This window comes from Mycobacterium montefiorense, assembly GCF_003112775.1.
GTDB classification, from domain to species: domain Bacteria; phylum Actinomycetota; class Actinomycetes; order Mycobacteriales; family Mycobacteriaceae; genus Mycobacterium; species Mycobacterium montefiorense.
This window is the reverse complement of sequence record NZ_BFCH01000018.1, coordinates 41,771-61,613: the sequence shown is the minus strand read 5'-3', so window position 1 is coordinate 61,613 and position 19,843 is coordinate 41,771. Positions and strand designations below refer to the sequence as shown.

The window sequence follows — 19,843 nt, the reverse complement described above, 5'->3', positions numbered from 1 at the left end:
CTCTCCTCAGCGAATTCCCAACAGCGGCCCCGGCGCCCGACTGCTCGCCAATGCGATCGCATCGGCGAGCAGTTCGGACAGCTGGCGTGGGTAAACGGTCTGGCCCGCGCCCACCAGTTCGGCGATGTCGTTGGCATCGCACCAGCGGTGGCAGTGAATGTAGCGGCGTTCCAGTTCGGTCCGGCCGGTGCAGGACGGCTCGAAGCGTTGGGTGCGGTGCACGAAGAAGAACTCCTCGCTATCGATCAGCGTGCCGTTGAACTCGAACACCTCATCGCGGCGCCAGATCGGTCCGATCATGTCGCCCGACGCGACCTGTAAACCGGTCTCCTCGCCCAACTCTCGCGCTGCGGCCGCGGCCAACCGCTCGCCCGGCCGCACCTCACCGCCCACGGTGAACCACCACCGGGGCGCGTCGGCGACCGCCGGATCCGAGCCGCACAGCAACAGCACCGCGCCGGTCTCGTCGACCAACACCACCCGCGCCGAGGTGCGGTGTTTGGGCATCCCGTGACCGGTATACGCCAGCGCGTGCGGCCGCTCGACGATCTCGAAATAACTTGGCAGCGTGGCTGTTCCACCGAGCCGAAGGGCGCGTACCGGGCGCCGCTCGGCCAGCGCGAGGGTGTCGCGGACCGCGTCGTTGTGGAATCGGCGAGCCAGCAGCAGCCGGGCCTCGGCGTCGGCCAGTTCGGCGATCAGACCGGCGGGCAGGGCCGCCGGGTCGACAGTCGCCAGCGCCGCCGAAAGCTCGTTTTCGGCGTTCTCCCGCGCCTGGCGGGTCGCCCGCTCGGCGGCATCGGCCAGCGCGGAAAGTTTTCGGCCTTCGGTGGAGCCGCCGTAGGCGTCGATCGCGACAGCGCGTGCGACCACCGCGCGCCGCGCCAGCGCGCCGTCCAGCGCCTGCCAGGACAGGTCGTAGCGGACGTTGAGCCGGTCCAGCCGCTGGGCCGTCCGGATCGCCCAAATGCCGATCAGCGCAAACACAATGAGCAGCACGATGAGGACCGCGAGCAGCCAGGTCATCAGCTGGCCACCTGAACCTTGACGCCCGAACCGGCAACCGTCTCGTACACCCGCATGATCTGACTGGCCACCACCGACCAGTCGTAGCGTGCCACCACTTCGCACGCGGCCGCCGCGTACCGTTCGCGCAGCACGTCGTTTTCCAGCATCTCGATCAGCCCATCGGCCAGCCCGGCCGCATCGCCGACCGGAAACAGCCGCCCGGCCTCCCCATCGCGCAGCACGCGACGGAAGGCGTCCAGGTCGCTGGCCACCACTGGCGTCCCGGCAGCCATCGCCTCCACCAGGACGATGCCGAAGCTCTCCCCGCCCATGTTGGGCGCGCAGTAGACATCGGCGCTGCGCATCGCCGACGCCTTTCCGTCGTCGTCGACCAGACCGAGGAAGCGCATGTTCGCCGCCAATGCACCTACCTGCGTGCGCAAGTCGTCCTCATCGCCGTGGCCGACGACCAGCACTTGAAGATCCGGAAAGTGCTCCACCACCTGAGGCAGCGCCTCGATGAGCACCGCCATGCCCTTGCGCGGCTCGTCGTAGCGGCCCAAGAACAACACCGTCTTGCCCTGCCGCGGATACCCGTCCAACTGCGGCGCCGAGGCCAGGGAGTCGACGTCGACCCCGTTGGGGATCTCCACCGCATCCGTCCCGAGCGCCTCCACCTGCCAGCGCCGAGCCAGGTCGGACACCGCGATGCGGCCGACGATCTTCTCGTGCATCGGCCGCAGGAAACCCTGGAAGACGGTCAGCGTCAATGATTTGGTGGTCGAGGTGTGAAAGGTCGCCACAATTGGCCCGGCAGCGATATTCAGGGCCAGCATCGACAGGCTCGGCGCATTGGGCTCGTGCAGGTGCAAGACGTCGAAAGCGCCTTCGCCAAGCCACTTCTTGACCTTGCGGTGGGTCGCCGGGCCGAATCGGAGCCGAGCCACCGAGCCGTTGTACGGAATCGCGACGGCCTTTCCGGCGGAGACGACGTAGTCCGGCAGCGCGGCATGCGGCGACGCCGGAGCCAGCACACTGACCTCATGGCCCCGTGCGCGCATCACCTCGGCCAGCTGTAAGACATGCGACTGCACCCCGCCCGGCACGTCGAACGAGTAGGGACAGACCATCCCGATCCGCATCAGGCTTCCTTCAGCCGGGCGCGTCTGTCGTCGGAAAGATCGGCCAGCCACTGCGGCTGCAGCATGTGCCAATCTTCGGGGTGCGCGGCGATGTTGCGGGTGAACTGATCGGCCAGCGCCTGAGTGATGGCTTTGACATCCCCGCTGGAACAGTCCAGCGGCGGAAATATCTCGACGGGCCAGCCGTCGGGCTCATTCCAGCAGTGCGCCGCGCACAACGCTGCCCCGGTTTCGATCGCGAGCCTCGCCGGCCCGGCCGGCATCCGGGTGGGCTCGCCGAAGAAGTCGACTTCGACGCCGCTGCGGGTGAGATCGCGCTCGGCCATCAGGCACACCACCCGGTTGGCCCGCAGCCGCTCGCACAGCACCTCGAAGGCCGGACGGTCGCCGCCGGACAGCGGTAGCACTTCGAAGCCAAGGCTTTCCCGGTAGGCGATGAAACGCCGGTACAGCGACTCGGGTTTGAGCCGCTCGGCGACCGTGGTGAAAGTGCCGCGCGTCTGCGCCAGCCACAGCCCGGCCATGTCCCAGTTGCCGCTGTGCGGCAGCGCCAGCACCACACCCCGGCCGGCGGCCAGGGCGGCGTCGATATGGTCGGCTCCCACGAACGTCTCGTCGACCTGCCGGGCCAGCACCCGATGGTCCATCGACGGCAGCCGAAACGCCTCCCGCCAGTAACGGCCATAGGACGCCAGCGAAGCCCGCATCAGGCTGTCCGGCACCTGCGCCGGCGGCACACCGGTGACCCGGGCCAGGTTCTTGCGCAGCTGCTCGGGTCCGCCGCCGCGGGCGGCGTAGCGCGCTCCGGTGTCGAACACGTTGCGCGCGGCGAACTCCGGGACCGTGCGTACCGCCATCCAGCCGGCCGCGTACGCCCAGTCGGTCGCCGTCCGGGTCAACAGGTCGCGCGGCGCCGTGAGGACATTGCGGCGCAGCGGAATGGAGATCACGGTTGGCTCGTTTCCTGGCCACCGGGATTGGGCGGCAAGGGTTCGGGAGCACCGGGCGACGTCCGCACCGCGTGTAGCCGCTGCAGGCAGGTGAGGACGCTGGCCGCCGCCAATACCCACATCGCCACCGGCAGCGCGGGCGGCCAGGCGACGAACGGAAAGTCCGACACCCCGGCACCGGACAGCACGATGATCAGCCGCTCCGGCCGTTCGATGATTCCGCCATCGCCGCGCAGCCCGCTGGCTTCGGCCCGGGCCTTGATGTAGGAGATCACCTGGGATGTGACCAGACAGATCAGCGTCGCCGCCGCGAGCGGTTTGTCGTGCAGGCCAAAGACAATCCACCACAGCAGCCCGCTGAACACCGCACCGTCGCTGATCCGGTCACACGTGGCGTCGAGCACCGCGCCGAATCGGGTGCCGCCGCCGCGCTCGCGAGCCATCGCACCGTCAACCATGTCGAACAGCACGAAAAACCAGACCACACATGCCCCGGGGAACAGCTTGCCCATCGGGAAGAGCGTCAACGCCCCCGCGACCGACGCGATAGTGCCCACGATGGTGACGGCGTCCGGCGTCAAACCCAACCGCAGCAGCGCCCGGGCCGTCGGAGTAGTGAGCCGGGCGAACGCGGCCCGGGATAGGAAGGGCGCCTTACTCATTCTTGTTTCGACCATTCGGTGGCCAGCAACTGGCGCGTCTCTCGCAGCAACTGCGGGATCACCTTCGCGCCCCCGACGATGGTGATGAAGTTTGCGTCGCCACCCCAGCGCGGCACCACGTGCACGTGCAGATGTTCGGCCAGCGATCCACCCGCCGATGTCCCTAAATTCAGGCCAACATTGAAGCCGTGTGGCCGCGATACGTTCTTGATCACGCGAATTGCCTTCTGCATGAACAACATCAGTTCCGCGCTCTCCGCGCCGGTCAGGTCCTCGAGCTCCGAAACCCGTCGGTAGGGCACCACCATCAGATGCCCGGGGTTGTACGGGTAGAGGTTGAGCACGGCGTACACAAGCTCGCCGCGGGCGACCACCAGGCCCTCCTCGTCGGGCAAGTCTGGAATGTCGGAGAACGGCTCCTCGGTTTTGCCGTTGTCGCGCTTGGCCGGCGATTCGGCCAGATACGTCATCCGATACGGCGTCCACAACCGCTGCAGATGGTCACGCTCGCCGACACCTCTGTCGAGAATGGTGTCGTCGCTGCCATCGGCGCTGTCCTGCTCACTCACCGCCGGCTACCTTTACCAGTTCTGCTGTGGGAGATGCATTCTCGCGGTCCGCGATCCACTTGACGATCGTATCGATCGCGGCGTCCAGCGGCACGCCGTTGATCTGGGTGCGGTCGCCGAAGCGGAAGCTGACCGCCCCAGCCTGCACGTCACGGTCGCCGGCCAGCAACATGAACGGGACCTTCTGGGCGGTGTGGTTCACGATCTTTTTCGCCATCCGGTCGTCGCTGTTGTCCACCTCCACCCGAACGCCTCGCGACCTCAATTGCGCAGCAACATCTTTTAGGTATGCCGCGTGTTCGTCGGAGACCGGGATGCCGATCACCTGGAGCGGCGCCAACCATGCCGGGAAGGCCCCGGCGTAGTGCTCGGTGAGGATGCCGAAGAATCGCTCGATGGAGCCGAACAGCGCCCGGTGGATGAGCACCGGCCGCTGCCGCGACCCGTCGGATGCGGTGTATTCCAGCTCGAATCGGTCCGGCATGTTGAAGTCGAGCTGGATGGTCGACATCTGCCAGCTGCGGCCCAGCGCGTCCTTGACCTGCACCGAGATCTTCGGGCCATAAAACGCCGCGCCACCGGGGTCGGGAACGAAATGCAACCCGGACGCCACGGCGACCTCACGCAAGACTTCGGTGGCCTCGTCCCACATGTCGTCAGAGCCGGAATACTTCTCCGGGTCCTTGGTGGACAGCTCCAGGTAGAAGTCGTTGAGACCGTAGTCGGCCAGCAAGTCGAGCACGAAGCGCAGCAGCGAGGTCAGCTCGTCGCGCATCTGCTCTCGCGTGCAGTAGATGTGAGCGTCGTCCTGCGTCATGCCGCGCACCCGCGTCAGCCCGTGCACCACGCCCGACTTCTCGTAGCGGTACACGCTGCCGAACTCGAAGAGCCGCAACGGAAGCTCGCGGTACGAGCGTCCGCGAGACCGATAGATCAGGTGGTGCATCGGGCAGTTCATCGGCTTGAGGTAGTAGTCCTGCCCGGGCTTGCGCACCGTCCCGTCTGCGTTGAACTCCGCGTCGAGGTGCATCGGCGGGTACATTCCGTCGGCGTACCACTCGAGGTGGCCCGACGTGATGTACAGCTGCTCCTTGGTGATGTGCGGGGTATTGACGAACTCGTACCCGGCCTCGATGTGCTTGCGCCGCGAGTACTCCTCCAGCTCACGGCGGATGATGCCGCCCTTGGGGTGGAAAACCGCTAGGCCAGAACCGATTTCGTCGGGAAAGCTGAACAGGTCGAGCTCGACGCCCAGCTTGCGATGGTCACGGCGCTGCGCCTCCTCGAGGAGCTCCAGATGTTTGTCGAGCGCCTCTTGCGACTCCCAGGCGGTGCCGTAGATGCGTTGCAAGCTTGCGTTGCTCTGGTCGCCGCGCCAGTAGGCGGCCGAGCTACGGGTGAGCTTGAACGCCGGGATGTGCTTGGTGGTCGGGATGTGCGGCCCGCGGCACAAGTCACCCCAAACCCGTTCGCGGGTACGAGGGTTGAGGTTGTCGTATGCGGTGAGCTCATCGCCGCCGACCTCCATGACATCGGGATCGCCGGACTTGTCGTCGACTAGCTCCAGTTTGAAGGGCTCGCCGGCGAGTTCCTGGCGCGCCGCTTCCTTGGATTCGTACACCCGCCGGTCGAACAGCTGGCCATCCTTGACGATCTGGCGCATCCGCTTTTCCAGCTTCGTCAGGTCCTCGGGCGTGAACGGCTCCGGCACGTCGAAGTCGTAGTAGAAGCCATCGGTGATCGGCGGCCCGATGCCCAATTTGGCGTGCGGGAACATGTCTTGGACAGCCTGGGCCAGCACGTGTGCGGCCGAATGCCGGATGACGCTGCGGCCGTCGTCGGTGTTGGCGGCGACCGGGACGACCTGCGTGTCGGCCTCGGGCGCCCAGCTCAGATCGCGCAGCTTGCCGTCGGCGTCGCGTACCAGCACGACGGCGTCGGGCGTACCGCGTCTGGGCAACCCCGCCTCGCCGACCGCGGCGGCCGCGGTAGTCCCGGCAGGAACCCGGATCGGGGCTGCTGGGACGGAGTCGGCGGGGGCGCTCATCGAGTTGGGTCTCCAAGGCTTAGTTGTGTTTGCGGGTCACCAATGATCCTGATTGGACGTTGCCATGCTATCGGGGCGGACCTCGAGGAGCCCAAGGCAATACCGGTTGGCCGGGGCTTAACCCATCCCGGACGCGGCCGGGCGGACCAACATCTCAACAAATGCGAGCGAGTCGGCCGCTACGCCGCTCGATCACGCAACGGGGCTACCGGTCGCGCGGCAGGGTCGGTCCCACCCAGTTTGAACACCTGCGCCCGCGCATCGCGTCCGGCGCGGCTGGTGAGCTCGCCAAGTGTGGCGCGCAGCTTCGTCGTGGTGAACCGAAGTTTGTCTACGTCGTAACAGAACCGAAGCATGCGAGCTGGGAAGTACCCCAGCAGGAGGATGGCGACCGTCAAGCGGGCGGGACCGCTCTTGACTCCGTGCGCCCTGATGGTCCTGGTGTAGCGCGTGGCGTAGCGGTAGAACTCGCGCGGCAAGCATTCAACCCGCCGACCGGACATGCCGGCAACGAGTGTGGGCTCGTATGCGACCTCGAAGTCGTTCTTGAACAGCGTCACCGCCAGGTCAATGTCTTCATGCAGGAGATCTTCCGGATCGAGCCGCGTCAGCTGACGGACCGCCCTCCACGCCGAGGCACGGATGGCCATATTGGCCCCGAGCAGGAACCGTTGGTCCTTGCAGCTGAACTGCAACCAGGCACGGACCGTGCGATCGATCCGGAGGAAAAGTCCGCGCATCGGCATGTCGTAGTAGATGACAGGTCCGGTCGCCGCATCGATGACCGGGTCCCGGAAGCGGCCGCGAATCGTCTGGACCCAGTCGCTGGCAATGACGGAGTCGGCATCAATACGGCCGATCACATCGCTTCGCGCGTCGTCGAACCCGCGGTTGCGCGTTGGCGCGATGCCCTGAACCTCGTTTTGATCGATCAGGCGTATGTCGGTGCGGGGCTGGCCAGCTTGATATCTCCGCACTATCGAGGCGGTGCCATCGGTCGACCTGTTGTTGACGACGATGATCTCGTCCGGTCTCGACGTTTGATTGAGGCACGCTTCAAGGCACCTGCCGATGAAACGTTCCTCGTTGTAGGCCGGAATGACGATCGCCACCGACGGGCACCGGCGCCTGTCGGCCATCGCCGGCACGGCACCGGCCCGTCTAGAACAACGAGGCCTTGGCGCGACCGTCAGTCTCGCCGCGGATTTCGCGGCGGTCACTACGCACAATCTGACGTACTTGTTCGCGCTCATAGCTACCTCGGTAGCTCAATCTACACCTGTGCAATAGTCTGTCAAGACAACAATGAGCTGGGGCTATTGTCATGCGAGACGCAACGCGATCAGGGCTGGCCGGGTTTGAGTTTCACGAACAACGCATCGGCTTCGGCCAGCAGCGTGTCGCCGTCGGTCAACCTGCCCGACACAAAGATTTTGCGGCCGTCCACCTCGTCAATGCCCGCGTCGAACTGCACCTCTTTTTCGACCGGCACGATATTGCGGTAATTGATCTTCAAATAGGCGGTGCGCTGACGGGGGCTGCCGGTGAGCACTGAGGCGGTCAGGCCGAGGATGGTGTCGAACAGCATCCCGAGCGACCCACCGTGCACGGCGCCGTTGCGCCCCAGGTGAAACCGCGCGAAGCGGGCCGTTCCCTCGATCCGCCCGTCCTCGGTCTTGCGGGACGACAACGGCACCGTGAGGATGTTGCCGCGCATCGGCAAGTCCATCCGCCGCCCCGACGGCGACGCCCACTCGTCGGCGTCGTACGGGCTCAGCAGCGCAGACAGCTTCTCCAGCGTGTCCGCGGCCTCGCTGATGACCTCGTCGGGGGCGTCGACGGCACGCGCATGGTCTTGCAGCTTGCGCACCGCATCGACGAACCGGCCGTAGTCGGGCCCGCCCTTGGTCGTCGGTTCGGGTGGGTTGAACCCCCCACCGGGGTGTTTCGGATGGTCGCCGGCCACCAGAACACCGTATTGGGTGGCCGCCTACCGCGCTCCAGCAGCCGCCAGGGTCTCGAACTCGTCGTCGCTGAGCGTGATCTCGGCGGCGGCCACGTTCTCCTCCAGGTGCGCCACCTTCGACGTTCCCGGGATCGGCAGCATCACCGGCGAGCGCTTCAGCAGCCAGGCCAGGGCCAGCTGCGACGGCGACGCGTGGTGGTCGGCGGCGATGCGTTGCAGCGGGCCGTCGGAAGCGGCCAGCGGCCCCGCTGCCAGCGGGAAGTACGGGATGAAGCCGACGCCCTGTTCGGTGGCGGCATCGAGCAGCGGTTCGGCCTTGCGGACCGTCAGGTTGTACAGGTTCTGTACCGACACGATCTGGGTGATCGCCTGCGCCTCGTTGAGCTGGTCGACATCGATCTCGGACAGCCCGATATGCCGAATCTTGCCTTCGTCCTTCAGCTTGACCAGCTCGCCCACCTGGTCGGCCAACGGCCACTTGGGGTCGACGCGATGCAGCTGGAACAGGTCAATGGCCTCGACGCCCAGGCGGCGCAGGCTCATCTCGCATTCCTGCCGCAGGTAGGCCGGGTAACCCATCTCGATCCAGACATCCGGGCCCGTCCGCAAGAACCCGGCCTTGGTTGCGATCGCCAGGTTGTCGTAGGGGTACAGCGCCTCGCGGATGATGTCCTCGGAGATGTAGGGGCCGTAGGAATCCGCGGTGTCGAAGAGGTCCACGCCGAGTTCGACGGCGCGTCGCAGCACCCGGACACATTCATCGCGATCGGCGGGCGGGCCCCAGACCCCCTTACCGACGATGCGCATTGCCCCGAAACCGAGGCGGTTGACGGTCAGATCGCCGCCGAAGGTGAACGTTCCTGATGCTCCGGCAACAGCTTTCGAGTTTTGTGCGGTCACGCCTACGAACTTACGCTTCAAGCGCATTCGCGCATCTCGGCGTGGCAAGCTGGGCGTGTGGACCTAGCAGCACTCGAGGAACTTCCGCTGAGTTACTCCGAAGTGGGTGCGACCGCCGCCGGCGACCTGCCCGCTGGATACGGCCACCTACACGTCGAGAAACAGATCGGTACCGGCCGGCAGCGTTTCGAGCGGGCCGCCGAGGCCATGATGCGCTGGGGCATGCAACACGGCGCCGGGCTGCGAGTGAAGGCCAGCTCCGAGGTCGCGGCCGTCGACACGGTGGTGTTGGTCCGGATGGGTTTTCTGCCCGCGCCGTGCCGGGTCGTGTACGTGATCGACGAGCCCGACATCCGCGGTTTCGCCTACGGCACGCTGGAAGGTCATCCCGAATCCGGCGAGGAACGCTTCGTCGTCCGCCGGGACCCGGACACCTCAGCGGTCTTCGCCGAGGTGTCCGCGTTCTCCCGGCCGGCCACCTGGTGGAGCAAGCTCGGTGGCCCGGTGGTGTCGGTGGCTCAGCGCGTCATCGCCAAGCGCTACCTGCGCGGGGTGTGACCGTCCGACCCGGTCGGGTCAGCGGGATCCGATGCTGCCGCTGTGCACGCCCTGCGCCAGCCGGCCCAGCGCGATCGCGCCCACCAGCAACCCGAAATCGCGCAGCGCCACGTCGTAGAAGCCGGGCCCGGTGACCAGGTCGACGATGATGCCGAGCAGCCAGGCCGCGACCACCCAGGCGCCGATTCGAGGCGCGACCGCAACCAGCACACCGGCCACGATCTCGATCACCCCGACCAGGTACATGCACTGATCGGCGGTCACCGGCACCAGGGAATGGATCCAGCCGGCCAGATACATGCTCCAGTGATGCGGATACGTCAGCACATTGAAGAACTTGTCCAGCCCGAACACGATGGGCGCGATCGTGAACACGGTGCGAAGCGCGAAGTACGCCGAGAACGCCGGGTCCTTCAACTGATCGGTGAGCGGCGGGGTAGCGCTGACTTGCTCTGTACTCATGATTTTTCCTCTCATTTCTAACAGATACTCATTCGTACGTTAGAATCTGTAGACTGTATCGTCAAGAGTTTTGTCCGTTAGAAATGGGCGGTTGCAGTGCAGGAAAACTCGCTAGCGCGCGACTCCGCCGGCATCGGAGCACTCGCCGATCCGGGGCGCCGTCGCCTCTACCAATTCGTCTGTTCGCAACCGACAGCGGTCAGCCGCGAACAGGCCGCCGACGCCGTCGGGGTGCCGCATCATCAGGCCAAGTTCCATCTGGACCGACTGACCGCCGAAGGGCTGCTGGAAAGCGACTATGCGCGCCTGGCGGGGCGATCCGGCCCCGGCGCCGGGCGGACGTCCAAGCTGTACCGCAGGGTGCGGCGCGACATCGCGGTGAGCCTTCCGCAACGGGAGTACGAACTGGCCGGGCGACTGATGGCGCAAGCCATCGCGGACTCGGCGACGACCGGGGAACCGGTCGTCGCGGTGCTGAACCGGGTCGCCCACGACTACGGCCAGCGCATCGGCGCCACCCAACACGCACCCGCGGATGCCGCGACGGCACTGGAGTCGGCGATCGGCGTGCTGCGCGAATACGGCTACGAACCGCGAGTTGCCGACGACGCGGTCGAACTCGCCAACTGCCCGTTCCATGCGCTGGCCCAGGAGCAGACGCAGTTGGCTTGCGACATGAACCACGCGCTGATCACCGGCGTCACCGAGGCGTTGGCGCCGCACTGCCCCGATGCCCGGCTCTACCCCGGGCCGGACCGATGCTGTGTCGTGCTCCGCCGCGGCGATGAATAAACGCCGTGACCGCTACGGGCCCCAGCCTGTCAGCAATTTCTCTGCGCCCGAACACATTCCGTCGATGACCTCGGCTACCGATGCGTCGTCACGGATCATGCCGACAGCCTGACCGGTGTGGACCGCGGCAACGTTGCGGTCGTCGGCTTTGATCGAGGCGGCCAGCTCGTCGCGGGCCGCTTGGTCGTCGGCAAGCGCGTCCTCTTTACCCGTCCAGCGCGTGACAAAGTCGTTCGCCAATACCCGCGACGGAAACCGCGTCGGCCACGCCAGATCCTCGGCGATGTCGAAGATCCGGGTGACGACGGTATCGGTGGCGTTGGCTGCGATCACGGCACGACGGCTACCGTCACTGCTCAGACTCTCCGCACACGCCATCAACCGGGTGCCGACCCACGCGCCGCTGGCTCCCGCCGCCAGCACCGCAGCTAGGCTGCGCGCCGAGGCAATTCCGCCACCCACGAGCACCGGCACCGACACTGCCTCCAACACGGCATCGAGCAACGGCAGCGTCGCGAGCTTCACCTCACCGTGACCGCCACCTTCCGCGCCGCGCGCGACCACGATGTCGACTCCCCCGTCAACAGCCCGAAGGGCGTCGGCAGCATCGAATACCTGTGTGACGGTGGTAATTCCGACGTCATGCGCCTTGGCTACCCAGGACCAGTCGGTACCGAAACTGACCGACAATAGAACCGGGCGCGCCGCCAGGGCATCCTCTAGCAGCCCCGGTTGGCCGCGTATCACCCAGTCCACCAAGCCGATTCCGAATCGCCCGTCGACATGTTGCAGCTGGGTCGCCAACGATTTCCTGGTCGCCGAACTGCCCATGCCGACCATGCCCAAACCTCCGGCAGCGGTCACCGCGGCGGCCAGCCGACCACCGGCGACCCCACCCATCGGGGCGTTAACAATAGGCACCCGCAGGCCGAAATCCTTTGACCAGGAAGTGAATAACATACAGCTAGTGTGCCACAGAGGGGATGCTCTTCAGCACCGTCAGGATGATCACCGAATCCTCGACCGCGTGCAGGGCATGGCGTTGCAGCGGAATCGCGACGTAGTCACCGGTCTTACCGTCCCAGGAGTCGCCACCCGCCGTCAGACGCACGTGACCCTGCAGCACCTGCAGCGTCGCCTCGCCGGGGCTGTCATGTTCGGACAGGTCGTGGTCGGCGAGCAACGCGAGCACGGTCTGCCGGAGTTCATGGTCGTGGCCGCCGTGAATGGTGTGTGCGGCGCGTCCGCTGTGCGACTGCCGGGCTTCGGCCAGCTTTTCGGTGGCCAGGCTGGTCAGCGAGATTGATTCCATTGGTAAGTCCCCTCGGTGTGGCGGTGGGCTGTCGGTGGGCGTTGAGACGTCTATGCGGTCAATAGGAGTATCCCCGCCACAATCAACGCCGCCACCTTGACCACCTCGAAAGCGACATAGACGTAGTGAGCTCGGGAGCGGGGCGCGTCCGATCCGGCGAGGACCGCATCCGAGCGGCGAGTCAGCCGGGGCCGCACCGAGATCAACTGCACGGCGAGCGCGGCGAACGCGACGCAAAATGCGACGATGATCCGCGACGGCATCGGGCCGTCCACCGCGACCGCCAGGATGACGATGGCGAATGCGACCTCGACGGTGTTGAGTGCGCGAAAAACCAAGCGCCCGATGCCAAGTCCGATCTGCAAGGTCACGTTGGGCGCCCGGAATTTCAGCGGGGCTTCCAAAAACGAGATGGCCAACACCATGCCAAGCCAGACGAAGGTGATCGCGACGGCGATCGCCATTTCGGTGCTCATCGCTAGGCCTCCTGCATCTCGAGGTGGGCGACGCACAAATCCGGTTCGACGAACGTATCGAGGCGCTCGACAGCAACCGGGGAACCCCAGCTTTCCAGGGCTCCTTGCATAAGCCCGAGATGGACGGGACACACAACGCTGGCACGGGTTTCGGCGAGCTCGAGGAACGGACAGTGCCGCAGACCGACCTGTTGTTCCCCGTCGGCCCGGCGGCGCTCGGGGGCAAAGCCAAGCTGGTCGAGCACATCGACCAGCTGATCGATCGAGGCCTGCGGACTCTGGGCGTCCCCGGGCGACGAGTCCACGCTCGAATCGAGTTGTCGCCCCCACGCCCGCCCGGCGGCCAGCGCCCTGGCGCCCGAATCCTGGTCGGCCGCAAAGGCCATCGTCAGTATCTCGGCGAGCAACCTGTAGTGCCGCGTGCCGCCGCGATCCATCTGGCGGACCGCCCGGAACATCAGCGGTGGACGCCCCGGCCCCTTGCGCCCCGGCTCGACCTGTTCCACCTGGCCGTCGCCGAGAAGACTGTCGAGGTGGAAGCGAACGGTGTTGGGATGCACGCCCAACGCATCGGCGATCGCGACGATGGTCAGCGGATCCCGGGATGTCCGCAACGTCCGCAGCACCTCACGACGACGACCCGCGGACTCCCCCGTTGACATGGCGATCCTCCTCACGCTCCCTCGGAAACGTCGGCCTTCGGTTCGGCGGCCACCAACGGAGCGTCGACGCCCAGTGCACCGAGCTTGGCCGCTCCGCCCGGTGACCCCAGTGGAGCGTCGCGCCCCGGCAGGGTCTCGGAGAAAAACGCCTCATTGTCGGCCAGGTGCGACCGCAACTCCTCGGGCAGGTCGTCTTCGTAGTAAATCGCATCGACCGGGCAGACCGGCTCACACGCGCCGCAGTCCACGCATTCGTCGGGATGGATGTGGAGCGCTCGGCCACCCTCGTAGATGCAGTCCACCGGGCATTCGTCCACACATGCCCGATCCATCACATCGATGCAGGGCTTCCCGATAACGTAGGTCATGCGATAGAGTTTACACAATCAAAGTTGTGAAAACCAGGAAGGACGGGAAAGCCCATGGCTCCCATGTCAAGTCGCGCAGATGACAGCGTCCAGGGACATTGGCTGCTTGCGCGGCTGGGGAAACGAGTCCTTCGCCCGGGTGGCGTCGGGCTCACCCGCACCATGCTGGCCGGCGCCGAGGTGACCGACGCCGATGTGCTTGAGCTGGCGCCGGGCCTCGGCCGCACCGCAGCGGAGATTCTCAACCGGCAACCGCGGTCGTACGTGGGCGCCGAACAGGACCCCGATGCGGCCGACAGCGTTCGGGACGTCATCGCCGGGCTGAACGCCGGGACCGGCACGGTCCGGGTCGCCGACGCGGCCGACACCGGATTGCCCGACGCCAGTCGGGACGTCGTCCTCGGCGAGGCGATGCTGACGATGCAGGGCGATGCCACCAAGCACGCGATCGTCGCCGAGGCCGCGCGGGTGCTGAGACCGCGCGGCCGCTACGCGATCCACGAACTCGCGCTGACACCCGACACCGTGCCCGAGGAGATCAGCACGGAGATCCGGCAGGCGCTTGCCCGCGCGATCAAGGTGAACGCGCGTCCGTTGACCATTGCCGAATGGTCACAACTCCTGTCGGACCACGGACTGATCGTCGACCGGGTGGTGACCGCACCGATGGCGCTGTTGCAGCCACGCCGGATCATCGCCGACGAAGGGCTTTTAGGAGCGCTGCGGTTTGCCAGAAACCTGCTCCTGCATCCGGACGCGCGCAAGCGGGTGCTGACGATGCGTCACACGTTCCGCAAGCACCGCGACCAGCTGACCGCCGTCGCGATCATCGCCCGTAAGCCGGAGCACGAGTAAGGTCGACTCCGAAATTCGCCACCGGCGCCGATCGCGCCGGCAACGCGCTGAACTTAATCGACATTATTGTTCGTCGTCATCAACAATTTGCCTGGCATATATCGGTGCACCCCTAGGGTATGTGCCGTGTCCGACCCCTCGATGCACACCGGGTACGCGCACGTCTCCCGCGGTCGCCGTTCCTCGCATCACTCGGGTGACGACCGTGAGCAGGCCATCCTGGCCACCGCCGAGCGACTCCTTCAGGAGCGGCCGCTGGCCGACTTCTCCGTCGACGATCTGGCAAAAGGTGCCGGCATCTCCCGCCCCACCTTCTACTTCTATTTCCCGTCGAAAAACGCGGTGCTGCTTTCGTTGCTGGACCACATGAACAACAAGGCACACGCGGCGCTGAAGAAACTTCGCGACAAGCTGACCGGCGATCCCGCGACGCTGTGGCGCGACCGCATCGAGGCGTTCTTCGAAGTGTCGGGCTCACACCGCGCGGTCGCCGTGGCCGGCGCGGCAGCCAAGGCCACCAACCCCGAGGTCCGCCAGCTCTGGTCGACGCTGATGCAGAAGTGGATCTCGTTTACCACCGTCGCGATCACGGCCGAGCGCGAACGGGGCGTCGCCCCGGCCACCGTCGGAGCCGAGGACCTATCGATCGCGCTGAACATGTTGAGCGAGCGGCTGATGACCGCGACGTTCACCACCGAATCCCCGGCGATCGGCCAGGACCGGGTGATCGACACGCTGGTGCACATCTGGCTGGCCAGCATCTACCAGGACGGCAACGCCGGCGCCGCGCATGCTGCGCTGTCGCTGCGGGACATCGCCGCCAACACCTCACGGCCGCTTGCCGGATATCCGCTCGGCGCGAGCTAGGCTGGCGTCGATCAACCGGTCGACCGCGCCGAAATAGCTTGGCGTCGGCGACTTCCCGGCCAGGTCGGCGATCGCGCGTTGTTCACCGAGAACATCTGCAGCACTCAGATTCTCGGCCATCCGCCCGGCATGCACGACCAGCCCAGCCAGCAGCTCGCCACACTGGGAGCCCGCACTCAGGGTCCGCCGGGCCAGGGTTCGCAGCGTGTCCCATTCGGCATGCCATGCGCCATCGGGGCGTTCGTCGTTGGCCAGCGCCGCCGCGGTGTGCAGGGTCGCGGCCAGCTGCGGCACCGATATCGCCGTCCGCCGTATCAGGATGGACAGCACCGGATTGCGCTTGTGCGGCATCGACGACGAGCCGCCACGGTTGCCGGCGGCCGGTTCGCTCAATTCGCCGATCTCCGGACGTGCCAGGGTGACCACATCCGAGGCGATCCGGCCCCAGCTATCGGTGCACCCAAGGAAGGCATCCGCCGCCGCGGTCACCGGCGTCCGGGTGGCATGCCACGGTGGCCGCACCCCCAAACCCAAAGCCGCTGCAGCGGTTTGCATTACCCGCTCCGATATTCCCGCTGGGTCTGCCGCGTCGGTGAGCAGTGTGGCGAGTTCCGTCGTGGCCGACCACGTTCCGACGGCCCCACCGACCTGGATCGGGGTCATCAGCCCGCAAAGCTGCTCGCAGGCGTCGATGACACCGTTGCACCAGCCGGCCGCCTTGGCGCCGAACGTGGTCGGCGCGGCCTGCTGGGTGAGCGTACGGGCCACCATCGGGGTGGCCCGATGTAAGTCCGCAAGTGCGGCCAGCGTCGAAACCTGCTCGCAAAGCTGCGTTCTCAGCTCGTCCACCACGGCGCGCACGCCAAGCATCAGCGCGGTGTCCACGACGTCCTGGCTGGTGAGCCCGCGGTGGATCCACGGGGCGAAGGCAGGCTCGGCTCGCTCACGCAGCAGCTCGACCAGGCCTACGATCGGATTGCCCCTGTCCTCGGCGGCGACTGCGAGCCCTTCCATATCGCCTTGGTCCACCAGGTTTGACAGGTCGGCGCTTGCAGCGCCGGCGGGCGCCAAACCCGCGGCGGCCAGGGCGCTCAGCCACGCGGATTCCACCGCGACCATCGACCGCAGCAGCGACTGATCGGTCAGGTGCTCGCCGGCCCGGTGGTCGCCCGGCCACAACAGATTGGTCATACCGCAGCGTCCCGATACGCCAGAAACACGGTCTCGTGTGGACCCTGCAGATGAATATCGAATCGGTAATCCGTTCGGCCCGAGCCGCTTTCGCCAACACAGAGCAAGGTGGCCCGCCGCTCGGCAGCGATGGTGGCCAGTAGCGGGTCCGCAGCCAGATCCGCGCCGGGCAGATAGGCGCGAGTGAACAGTCGATTCAACAGCCCGCGAGCAAAGACGGTGATCGCGAAGAACGGTGGCCGCCCGTCGCTTCCCGGCGTCACCGTGGTGAAGCTATAGCACCCGGCGGCATCCGTTGCGGCCCTGCCCCACCCGGTGAAGCCGTCACGCCGCAGCGAGCGGCGGGGGATGCGCCCGGCGGTGTCGGCCTGCCAGAGTTCAATCAGGGCATCCGGGATCGGTTTGCCCGCCCCGTCGTACACCGTGCCGTGCAGCCGGAGCGCGCCGACATCCGCGTCGTCAACCATCTCGGTGTCGCAAGGCAACCCGAGATGAAGGAAGGGGCCGACGGTTTGCCCCGGGGTACTGGCTAGTTCAGTCATGTTCGGCTTCTGTCCAGGTGCTGGAGCTGCCCGCCAGCACGATGTCCCATCGATATCCGGTGGCATATTCCGGCTCGGTGAGATCGTGGTCGTAGCCGGCGATCAGGCGTTGGCGCGCAGCAGGATCCAGAACCGATTGGAAAATCGGATCCAGGTCGAACAGCGGGTCGCCCGGGAAGTACATCTGGGTGATCAGGCGCTGGGTGAACGCGGTACCGAACAGCGAGAAATGGATGTGCGCCGGGCGCCACGCGTTGTGGTGATTACGCCACGGATAGGGACCGGGCTTGACGGTCAGGAATCGATACGTCCCGTCGGGCCCGGTCAGGCAGCGACCGGCACCAATGAAGTTCGGGTCGAGCGGAGCCGGGTGCTGGTCGCGCTGGTGGCGGTAGCGACCGCTGGCGTTGGCCTGCCAGATTTCGATTAGCTGGCCCGCGAGCGGTCGCCCGGACCGATCCAGCAGCCGCCCGGTCACGATGATGCGCTCCCCGATCGGCTCGCCCGGCTGGCCGGCCGTCAGATCGGCGTCGAGCGGGTGGAAGTCGACTTCCCCGAAGCACGGCGCGCAGCGCTCCAGCTCCTCGGGATCGGTAAGCAGCAGTGGTTGTTTCGGGTGGCGCAACATGCTGCTGCGGTATGGCGGATAGTTCAGCCGCGGCTGATCTTGTGCGCCGGCGTTCGTGTGCTCGCAGGCGGCCGCGATTCGGGCGATCTCCGCCGTGATGTCACCCTGCGACGCGACGCCCTGCGGTGCGGCCCTCACGAAGCGTGACGCTACTCGCCAATCGGCCCGCAGCTACAGAGCGCGTACCAGCGCGGCGCGCCCCTTGGTGCGAAGTTTGTGCAGCGCGGAGCCACGGTACTGCTCGATTCTGGCGTTCATCTTGTTGCCCAGGTCCTCGAGCTCGGCGTCGGTGATCTTCACCTCGGGCGGCGCGGGAATCATGTCGCGTTCCTCTTCGTCGGCGTGCGCCTCGAGCACCGTCTTGAACGAGTTCCATTCGTCTTCATAGCCAATCGCGGTCTGCGGGGTCTTGAGGAGCACGGAAAGCTGGTCGATCACCTGGCGGTGCTCGGCATGCGCCACCGCGATCAGCTTGGTGGCGGCCGCCAGGGCTGGGTAGTACAGGTCGTCTTCGATGCGGAAGTGGATGTCGAGTTCGATCAGCATTTCGTCGAAGAGTGCACGGCGTTCGTCGCTGTTGACCGGTGCGTCACTGATCTTGCGACCGAGACCCTTGATCACGACATGGTGGTCCTTCAACACTTCGTACGCGTTCACGTTGCTCCTTCGCTCCAATCCCCTATGACCCGTCGAGGCTAGGCTGCGCCTCGCCGCGGACTTCGACCATTCCGTTGGCCAACCTGGCCTCATAACACGGCAGCGGAGCTGCCGACGGGCCACGCAGAACATCACCCGACTCGGCCGCGAACCACGAACCGTGCCAAGGACATACGATCCGGCCGCGATCCACCCAGCCGTCGGCCATCGGAGCCGCCAGATGCGGGCAGAACTCCCCGAACGCCGACACCTCGCCGGGCTTGGTCTGGCATACCACCAGCCCCACCCCGTCGACCTCGACCCGCACCGGCTTCCCGTTCAACGAACTCGCGTCCAGCACCGGGGTCCATTCTTTGGTGCGCAGCCGCCGGCCGGACTGATCGATGCCGATGCCGGATTCGAACACCAGGGCGCCGCCGAGATAGCTGCCACCGACGGTGACGACATAGCCAAGCGCGGTCAGTGCGATGCCGCGACGATGACGGCCCTGCCGGCGATCCCACCAGGACTGCGCGTAGAGCCCGGTCGCGAACAGGTTCACCACGCCGTGCACCAGCCCGACCCTGCGGTCTTCTTCGTGGGTGTGCTGCCAGTCGGTGGCGCCGGTGATGGCCGAACCGATGCTGCCCAGGATCCCGACGCCGAGGGCACGGGAGGCGAACCGCGAGGCGTCGACCATTTCCTGGGCGGGGCGGCCCGGCAGCACGCTGAGCGCATCCAGGGCAACGGTGGTGGCGAGCGCCCCGCTGGTCAGTGACGCCAGCGGCGGGTGCACCGGGTGCCCGAGCCAGACGCCGTTCAGCGCGTTCACGACGTCGTTGCGGGCGCGGCCCAGCCCGTTGAAGGCGAAGCTGAGCAGGTGTTCCAGCCGATAGCTGGGCCGGTCCAGCCACTCTTGGCGCCCGACGGCGGACAACACACGCGGTCCGAATTTTCGCAGGCGACCTCCGGATCGATCAGCCATAGCACCAAGTTCCTTCCCCAACGCAGCTGTACGGCGGATCTCTAGGCGATAGGCGCTGAACAGCCTGAGAGTTCACATACCCTGTGCGGCGTAGACATATGCTCACGGTAACTGTAACCTCTGGCAACTTCCTTGCGGGCTAGCTCGGAGTTTCCGCACAGAGCGCCGTGAAACCTCGCAAGTTCCTGCTGTTTGACCAGCAGAGCGCCGTCCAGGATTCTATTTAGCCGAAGTAGTTTCTGTAGAGCAGAGCGAGGCTCCCGTG

The 19,843-nt window shown here is 66.3% G+C and carries 23 protein-coding genes and 1 pseudogene; 4 read left to right on the top strand and 20 right to left on the bottom strand.

The annotated features are described in order from the left end of the window. Positions 1 to 6: 6 nt before the first annotated feature. The 9 genes from DB708_RS12995 to DB708_RS12955 all read right to left on the bottom strand — a co-directional run bounded on the left by DB708_RS12995 (position 7) and on the right by DB708_RS12955 (position 9,271). Positions 7 to 1,026 carry an NUDIX hydrolase gene (locus DB708_RS12995; protein ID WP_108922414.1) on the bottom strand — a complete coding sequence of 340 codons (1,020 nt, stop codon included), beginning with the start codon at positions 1,024 to 1,026 and terminating at the stop codon, positions 7 to 9. Further along, a complete protein-coding gene (locus DB708_RS12990) occupies positions 1,026 to 2,150 on the bottom strand; it encodes a glycosyltransferase family 4 protein (protein ID WP_108922412.1) in 1,125 nt (374 codons plus the stop codon). Before DB708_RS12990 ends, DB708_RS12995 begins: the two co-directional genes overlap by 1 nt. Further along, entirely contained in the window at positions 2,150 to 3,100 is a 951-nt protein-coding gene (locus tag DB708_RS12985; RefSeq protein ID WP_108922410.1) for a phosphatidylinositol mannoside acyltransferase, read from the bottom strand. Before DB708_RS12985 ends, DB708_RS12990 begins: the two co-directional genes overlap by 1 nt. Continuing rightward, the gene (pgsA, locus tag DB708_RS12980) at positions 3,097 to 3,762 is read right to left on the bottom strand and encodes a phosphatidylinositol phosphate synthase (RefSeq protein WP_108922409.1); all 666 of its coding nucleotides are present in this window, start codon (positions 3,760 to 3,762) and stop codon (positions 3,097 to 3,099) included. Before pgsA ends, DB708_RS12985 begins: the two co-directional genes overlap by 4 nt. Then, complete coding sequence (locus tag DB708_RS12975; protein ID WP_108922407.1) at positions 3,759 to 4,331, bottom strand: HIT family protein; 573 nt, start codon at positions 4,329 to 4,331, stop codon at positions 3,759 to 3,761. Before DB708_RS12975 ends, pgsA begins: the two co-directional genes overlap by 4 nt. Continuing rightward, positions 4,324 to 6,378, bottom strand: coding sequence for a threonine--tRNA ligase (thrS, locus tag DB708_RS12970; protein WP_108922405.1), 2,055 nt, complete (start codon positions 6,376 to 6,378; stop codon positions 4,324 to 4,326). The genes DB708_RS12975 and thrS overlap by 8 nt, the downstream gene beginning before the upstream one ends. 179 nt (positions 6,379 to 6,557) lie before the next feature. Further along, the gene (locus DB708_RS12965; RefSeq protein WP_201263512.1) at positions 6,558 to 7,490 is read right to left on the bottom strand and encodes a glycosyltransferase family 2 protein; all 933 of its coding nucleotides are present in this window, start codon (positions 7,488 to 7,490) and stop codon (positions 6,558 to 6,560) included. A gap of 230 nt (positions 7,491 to 7,720) precedes the next feature. Beyond that, positions 7,721 to 8,344, bottom strand: coding sequence for a PaaI family thioesterase (locus DB708_RS12960; protein WP_409347595.1), 624 nt, complete (start codon positions 8,342 to 8,344; stop codon positions 7,721 to 7,723). 24 nt (positions 8,345 to 8,368) lie between these two features. Beyond that, positions 8,369 to 9,271: an aldo/keto reductase gene (locus DB708_RS12955; RefSeq protein WP_108922399.1), complete on the bottom strand. Its 903-nt coding sequence runs from the start codon at positions 9,269 to 9,271 to the stop codon at positions 8,369 to 8,371. A gap of 30 nt (positions 9,272 to 9,301) precedes the next feature. Between DB708_RS12955 and DB708_RS12950 the strand changes: the two genes are divergently transcribed. Then, positions 9,302 to 9,802, top strand: coding sequence for a DUF1990 family protein (locus DB708_RS12950; protein WP_108922397.1), 501 nt, complete (start codon positions 9,302 to 9,304; stop codon positions 9,800 to 9,802). An 18-nt stretch (positions 9,803 to 9,820) separates the two neighbouring features. Here DB708_RS12950 and DB708_RS12945 read toward each other — a convergent pair whose 3' ends face one another. Continuing rightward, positions 9,821 to 10,264 carry an Rv2617c family stress response/phage resistance protein gene (locus DB708_RS12945; RefSeq protein WP_108922395.1) on the bottom strand — a complete coding sequence of 148 codons (444 nt, stop codon included), beginning with the start codon at positions 10,262 to 10,264 and terminating at the stop codon, positions 9,821 to 9,823. Positions 10,265 to 10,360: 96 nt separating this feature from the next. Between DB708_RS12945 and DB708_RS12940 the strand changes: the two genes are divergently transcribed. Beyond that, positions 10,361 to 11,056, top strand: coding sequence for a helix-turn-helix transcriptional regulator (locus tag DB708_RS12940; RefSeq protein ID WP_201263511.1), 696 nt, complete (start codon positions 10,361 to 10,363; stop codon positions 11,054 to 11,056). 12 nt (positions 11,057 to 11,068) lie between these two features. Here DB708_RS12940 and DB708_RS12935 read toward each other — a convergent pair whose 3' ends face one another. From DB708_RS12935 to fdxA, 5 genes are read right to left on the bottom strand one after another with little or no spacing between them, the layout of a single operon-like run. Continuing rightward, positions 11,069 to 12,016: an NAD(P)H-dependent flavin oxidoreductase gene (locus DB708_RS12935; RefSeq protein ID WP_108922394.1), complete on the bottom strand. Its 948-nt coding sequence runs from the start codon at positions 12,014 to 12,016 to the stop codon at positions 11,069 to 11,071. Between the two features lie 4 nt (positions 12,017 to 12,020). Continuing rightward, positions 12,021 to 12,368 carry a cupin domain-containing protein gene (locus DB708_RS12930; protein ID WP_108922392.1) on the bottom strand — a complete coding sequence of 116 codons (348 nt, stop codon included), beginning with the start codon at positions 12,366 to 12,368 and terminating at the stop codon, positions 12,021 to 12,023. A gap of 50 nt (positions 12,369 to 12,418) precedes the next feature. Then, complete coding sequence (locus tag DB708_RS12925) at positions 12,419 to 12,844, bottom strand: hypothetical protein (protein ID WP_108922390.1); 426 nt, start codon at positions 12,842 to 12,844, stop codon at positions 12,419 to 12,421. A 2-nt stretch (positions 12,845 to 12,846) separates the two neighbouring features. Next, on the bottom strand, positions 12,847 to 13,506 hold the full coding sequence (locus DB708_RS12920; protein WP_108924149.1) for a helix-turn-helix transcriptional regulator: 660 nt from the start codon (positions 13,504 to 13,506) through the stop codon (positions 12,847 to 12,849). 11 nt (positions 13,507 to 13,517) lie between these two features. Next, positions 13,518 to 13,874 (bottom strand): ferredoxin, encoded by a 357-nt coding sequence (gene fdxA, locus DB708_RS12915; RefSeq protein WP_108922388.1) that lies wholly within the window; start codon positions 13,872 to 13,874, stop codon positions 13,518 to 13,520. 54 nt (positions 13,875 to 13,928) lie between these two features. Here fdxA and DB708_RS12910 point away from each other — a divergent pair, with 54 nt between their 5' ends. Together DB708_RS12910 and DB708_RS12905 are read left to right on the top strand one after the other, a co-directional pair. Next, positions 13,929 to 14,729 carry a class I SAM-dependent methyltransferase gene (locus DB708_RS12910; protein ID WP_108922386.1) on the top strand — a complete coding sequence of 267 codons (801 nt, stop codon included), beginning with the start codon at positions 13,929 to 13,931 and terminating at the stop codon, positions 14,727 to 14,729. A gap of 141 nt (positions 14,730 to 14,870) precedes the next feature. Then, positions 14,871 to 15,494: pseudogene (locus DB708_RS12905) on the top strand (TetR/AcrR family transcriptional regulator); the annotation flags it as partial. A gap of 63 nt (positions 15,495 to 15,557) precedes the next feature. Here the strand turns inward: DB708_RS12905 and DB708_RS12900 are convergent. Genes DB708_RS12900 through DB708_RS12880 form a run of 5 tightly spaced genes read right to left on the bottom strand, consistent with a single transcriptional unit; the run spans position 15,558 to position 19,578 of the window. Further along, positions 15,558 to 16,787 carry a lyase family protein gene (locus DB708_RS12900; RefSeq protein ID WP_108922384.1) on the bottom strand — a complete coding sequence of 410 codons (1,230 nt, stop codon included), beginning with the start codon at positions 16,785 to 16,787 and terminating at the stop codon, positions 15,558 to 15,560. Next, entirely contained in the window at positions 16,784 to 17,329 is a 546-nt protein-coding gene (pcaG, locus tag DB708_RS12895; RefSeq protein WP_108922382.1) for a protocatechuate 3,4-dioxygenase subunit alpha, read from the bottom strand. Before pcaG ends, DB708_RS12900 begins: the two co-directional genes overlap by 4 nt. Then, the gene (pcaH, locus tag DB708_RS12890) at positions 17,322 to 18,095 is read right to left on the bottom strand and encodes a protocatechuate 3,4-dioxygenase subunit beta (protein ID WP_108922380.1); all 774 of its coding nucleotides are present in this window, start codon (positions 18,093 to 18,095) and stop codon (positions 17,322 to 17,324) included. Before pcaH ends, pcaG begins: the two co-directional genes overlap by 8 nt. A gap of 33 nt (positions 18,096 to 18,128) precedes the next feature. Beyond that, entirely contained in the window at positions 18,129 to 18,614 is a 486-nt protein-coding gene (locus tag DB708_RS12885; RefSeq protein ID WP_108922377.1) for a hemerythrin domain-containing protein, read from the bottom strand. 22 nt (positions 18,615 to 18,636) lie between these two features. After that, complete coding sequence (locus tag DB708_RS12880) at positions 18,637 to 19,578, bottom strand: Rieske (2Fe-2S) protein (RefSeq protein WP_108922375.1); 942 nt, start codon at positions 19,576 to 19,578, stop codon at positions 18,637 to 18,639. Between the last annotated feature and the right edge of the window lie 265 nt (positions 19,579 to 19,843).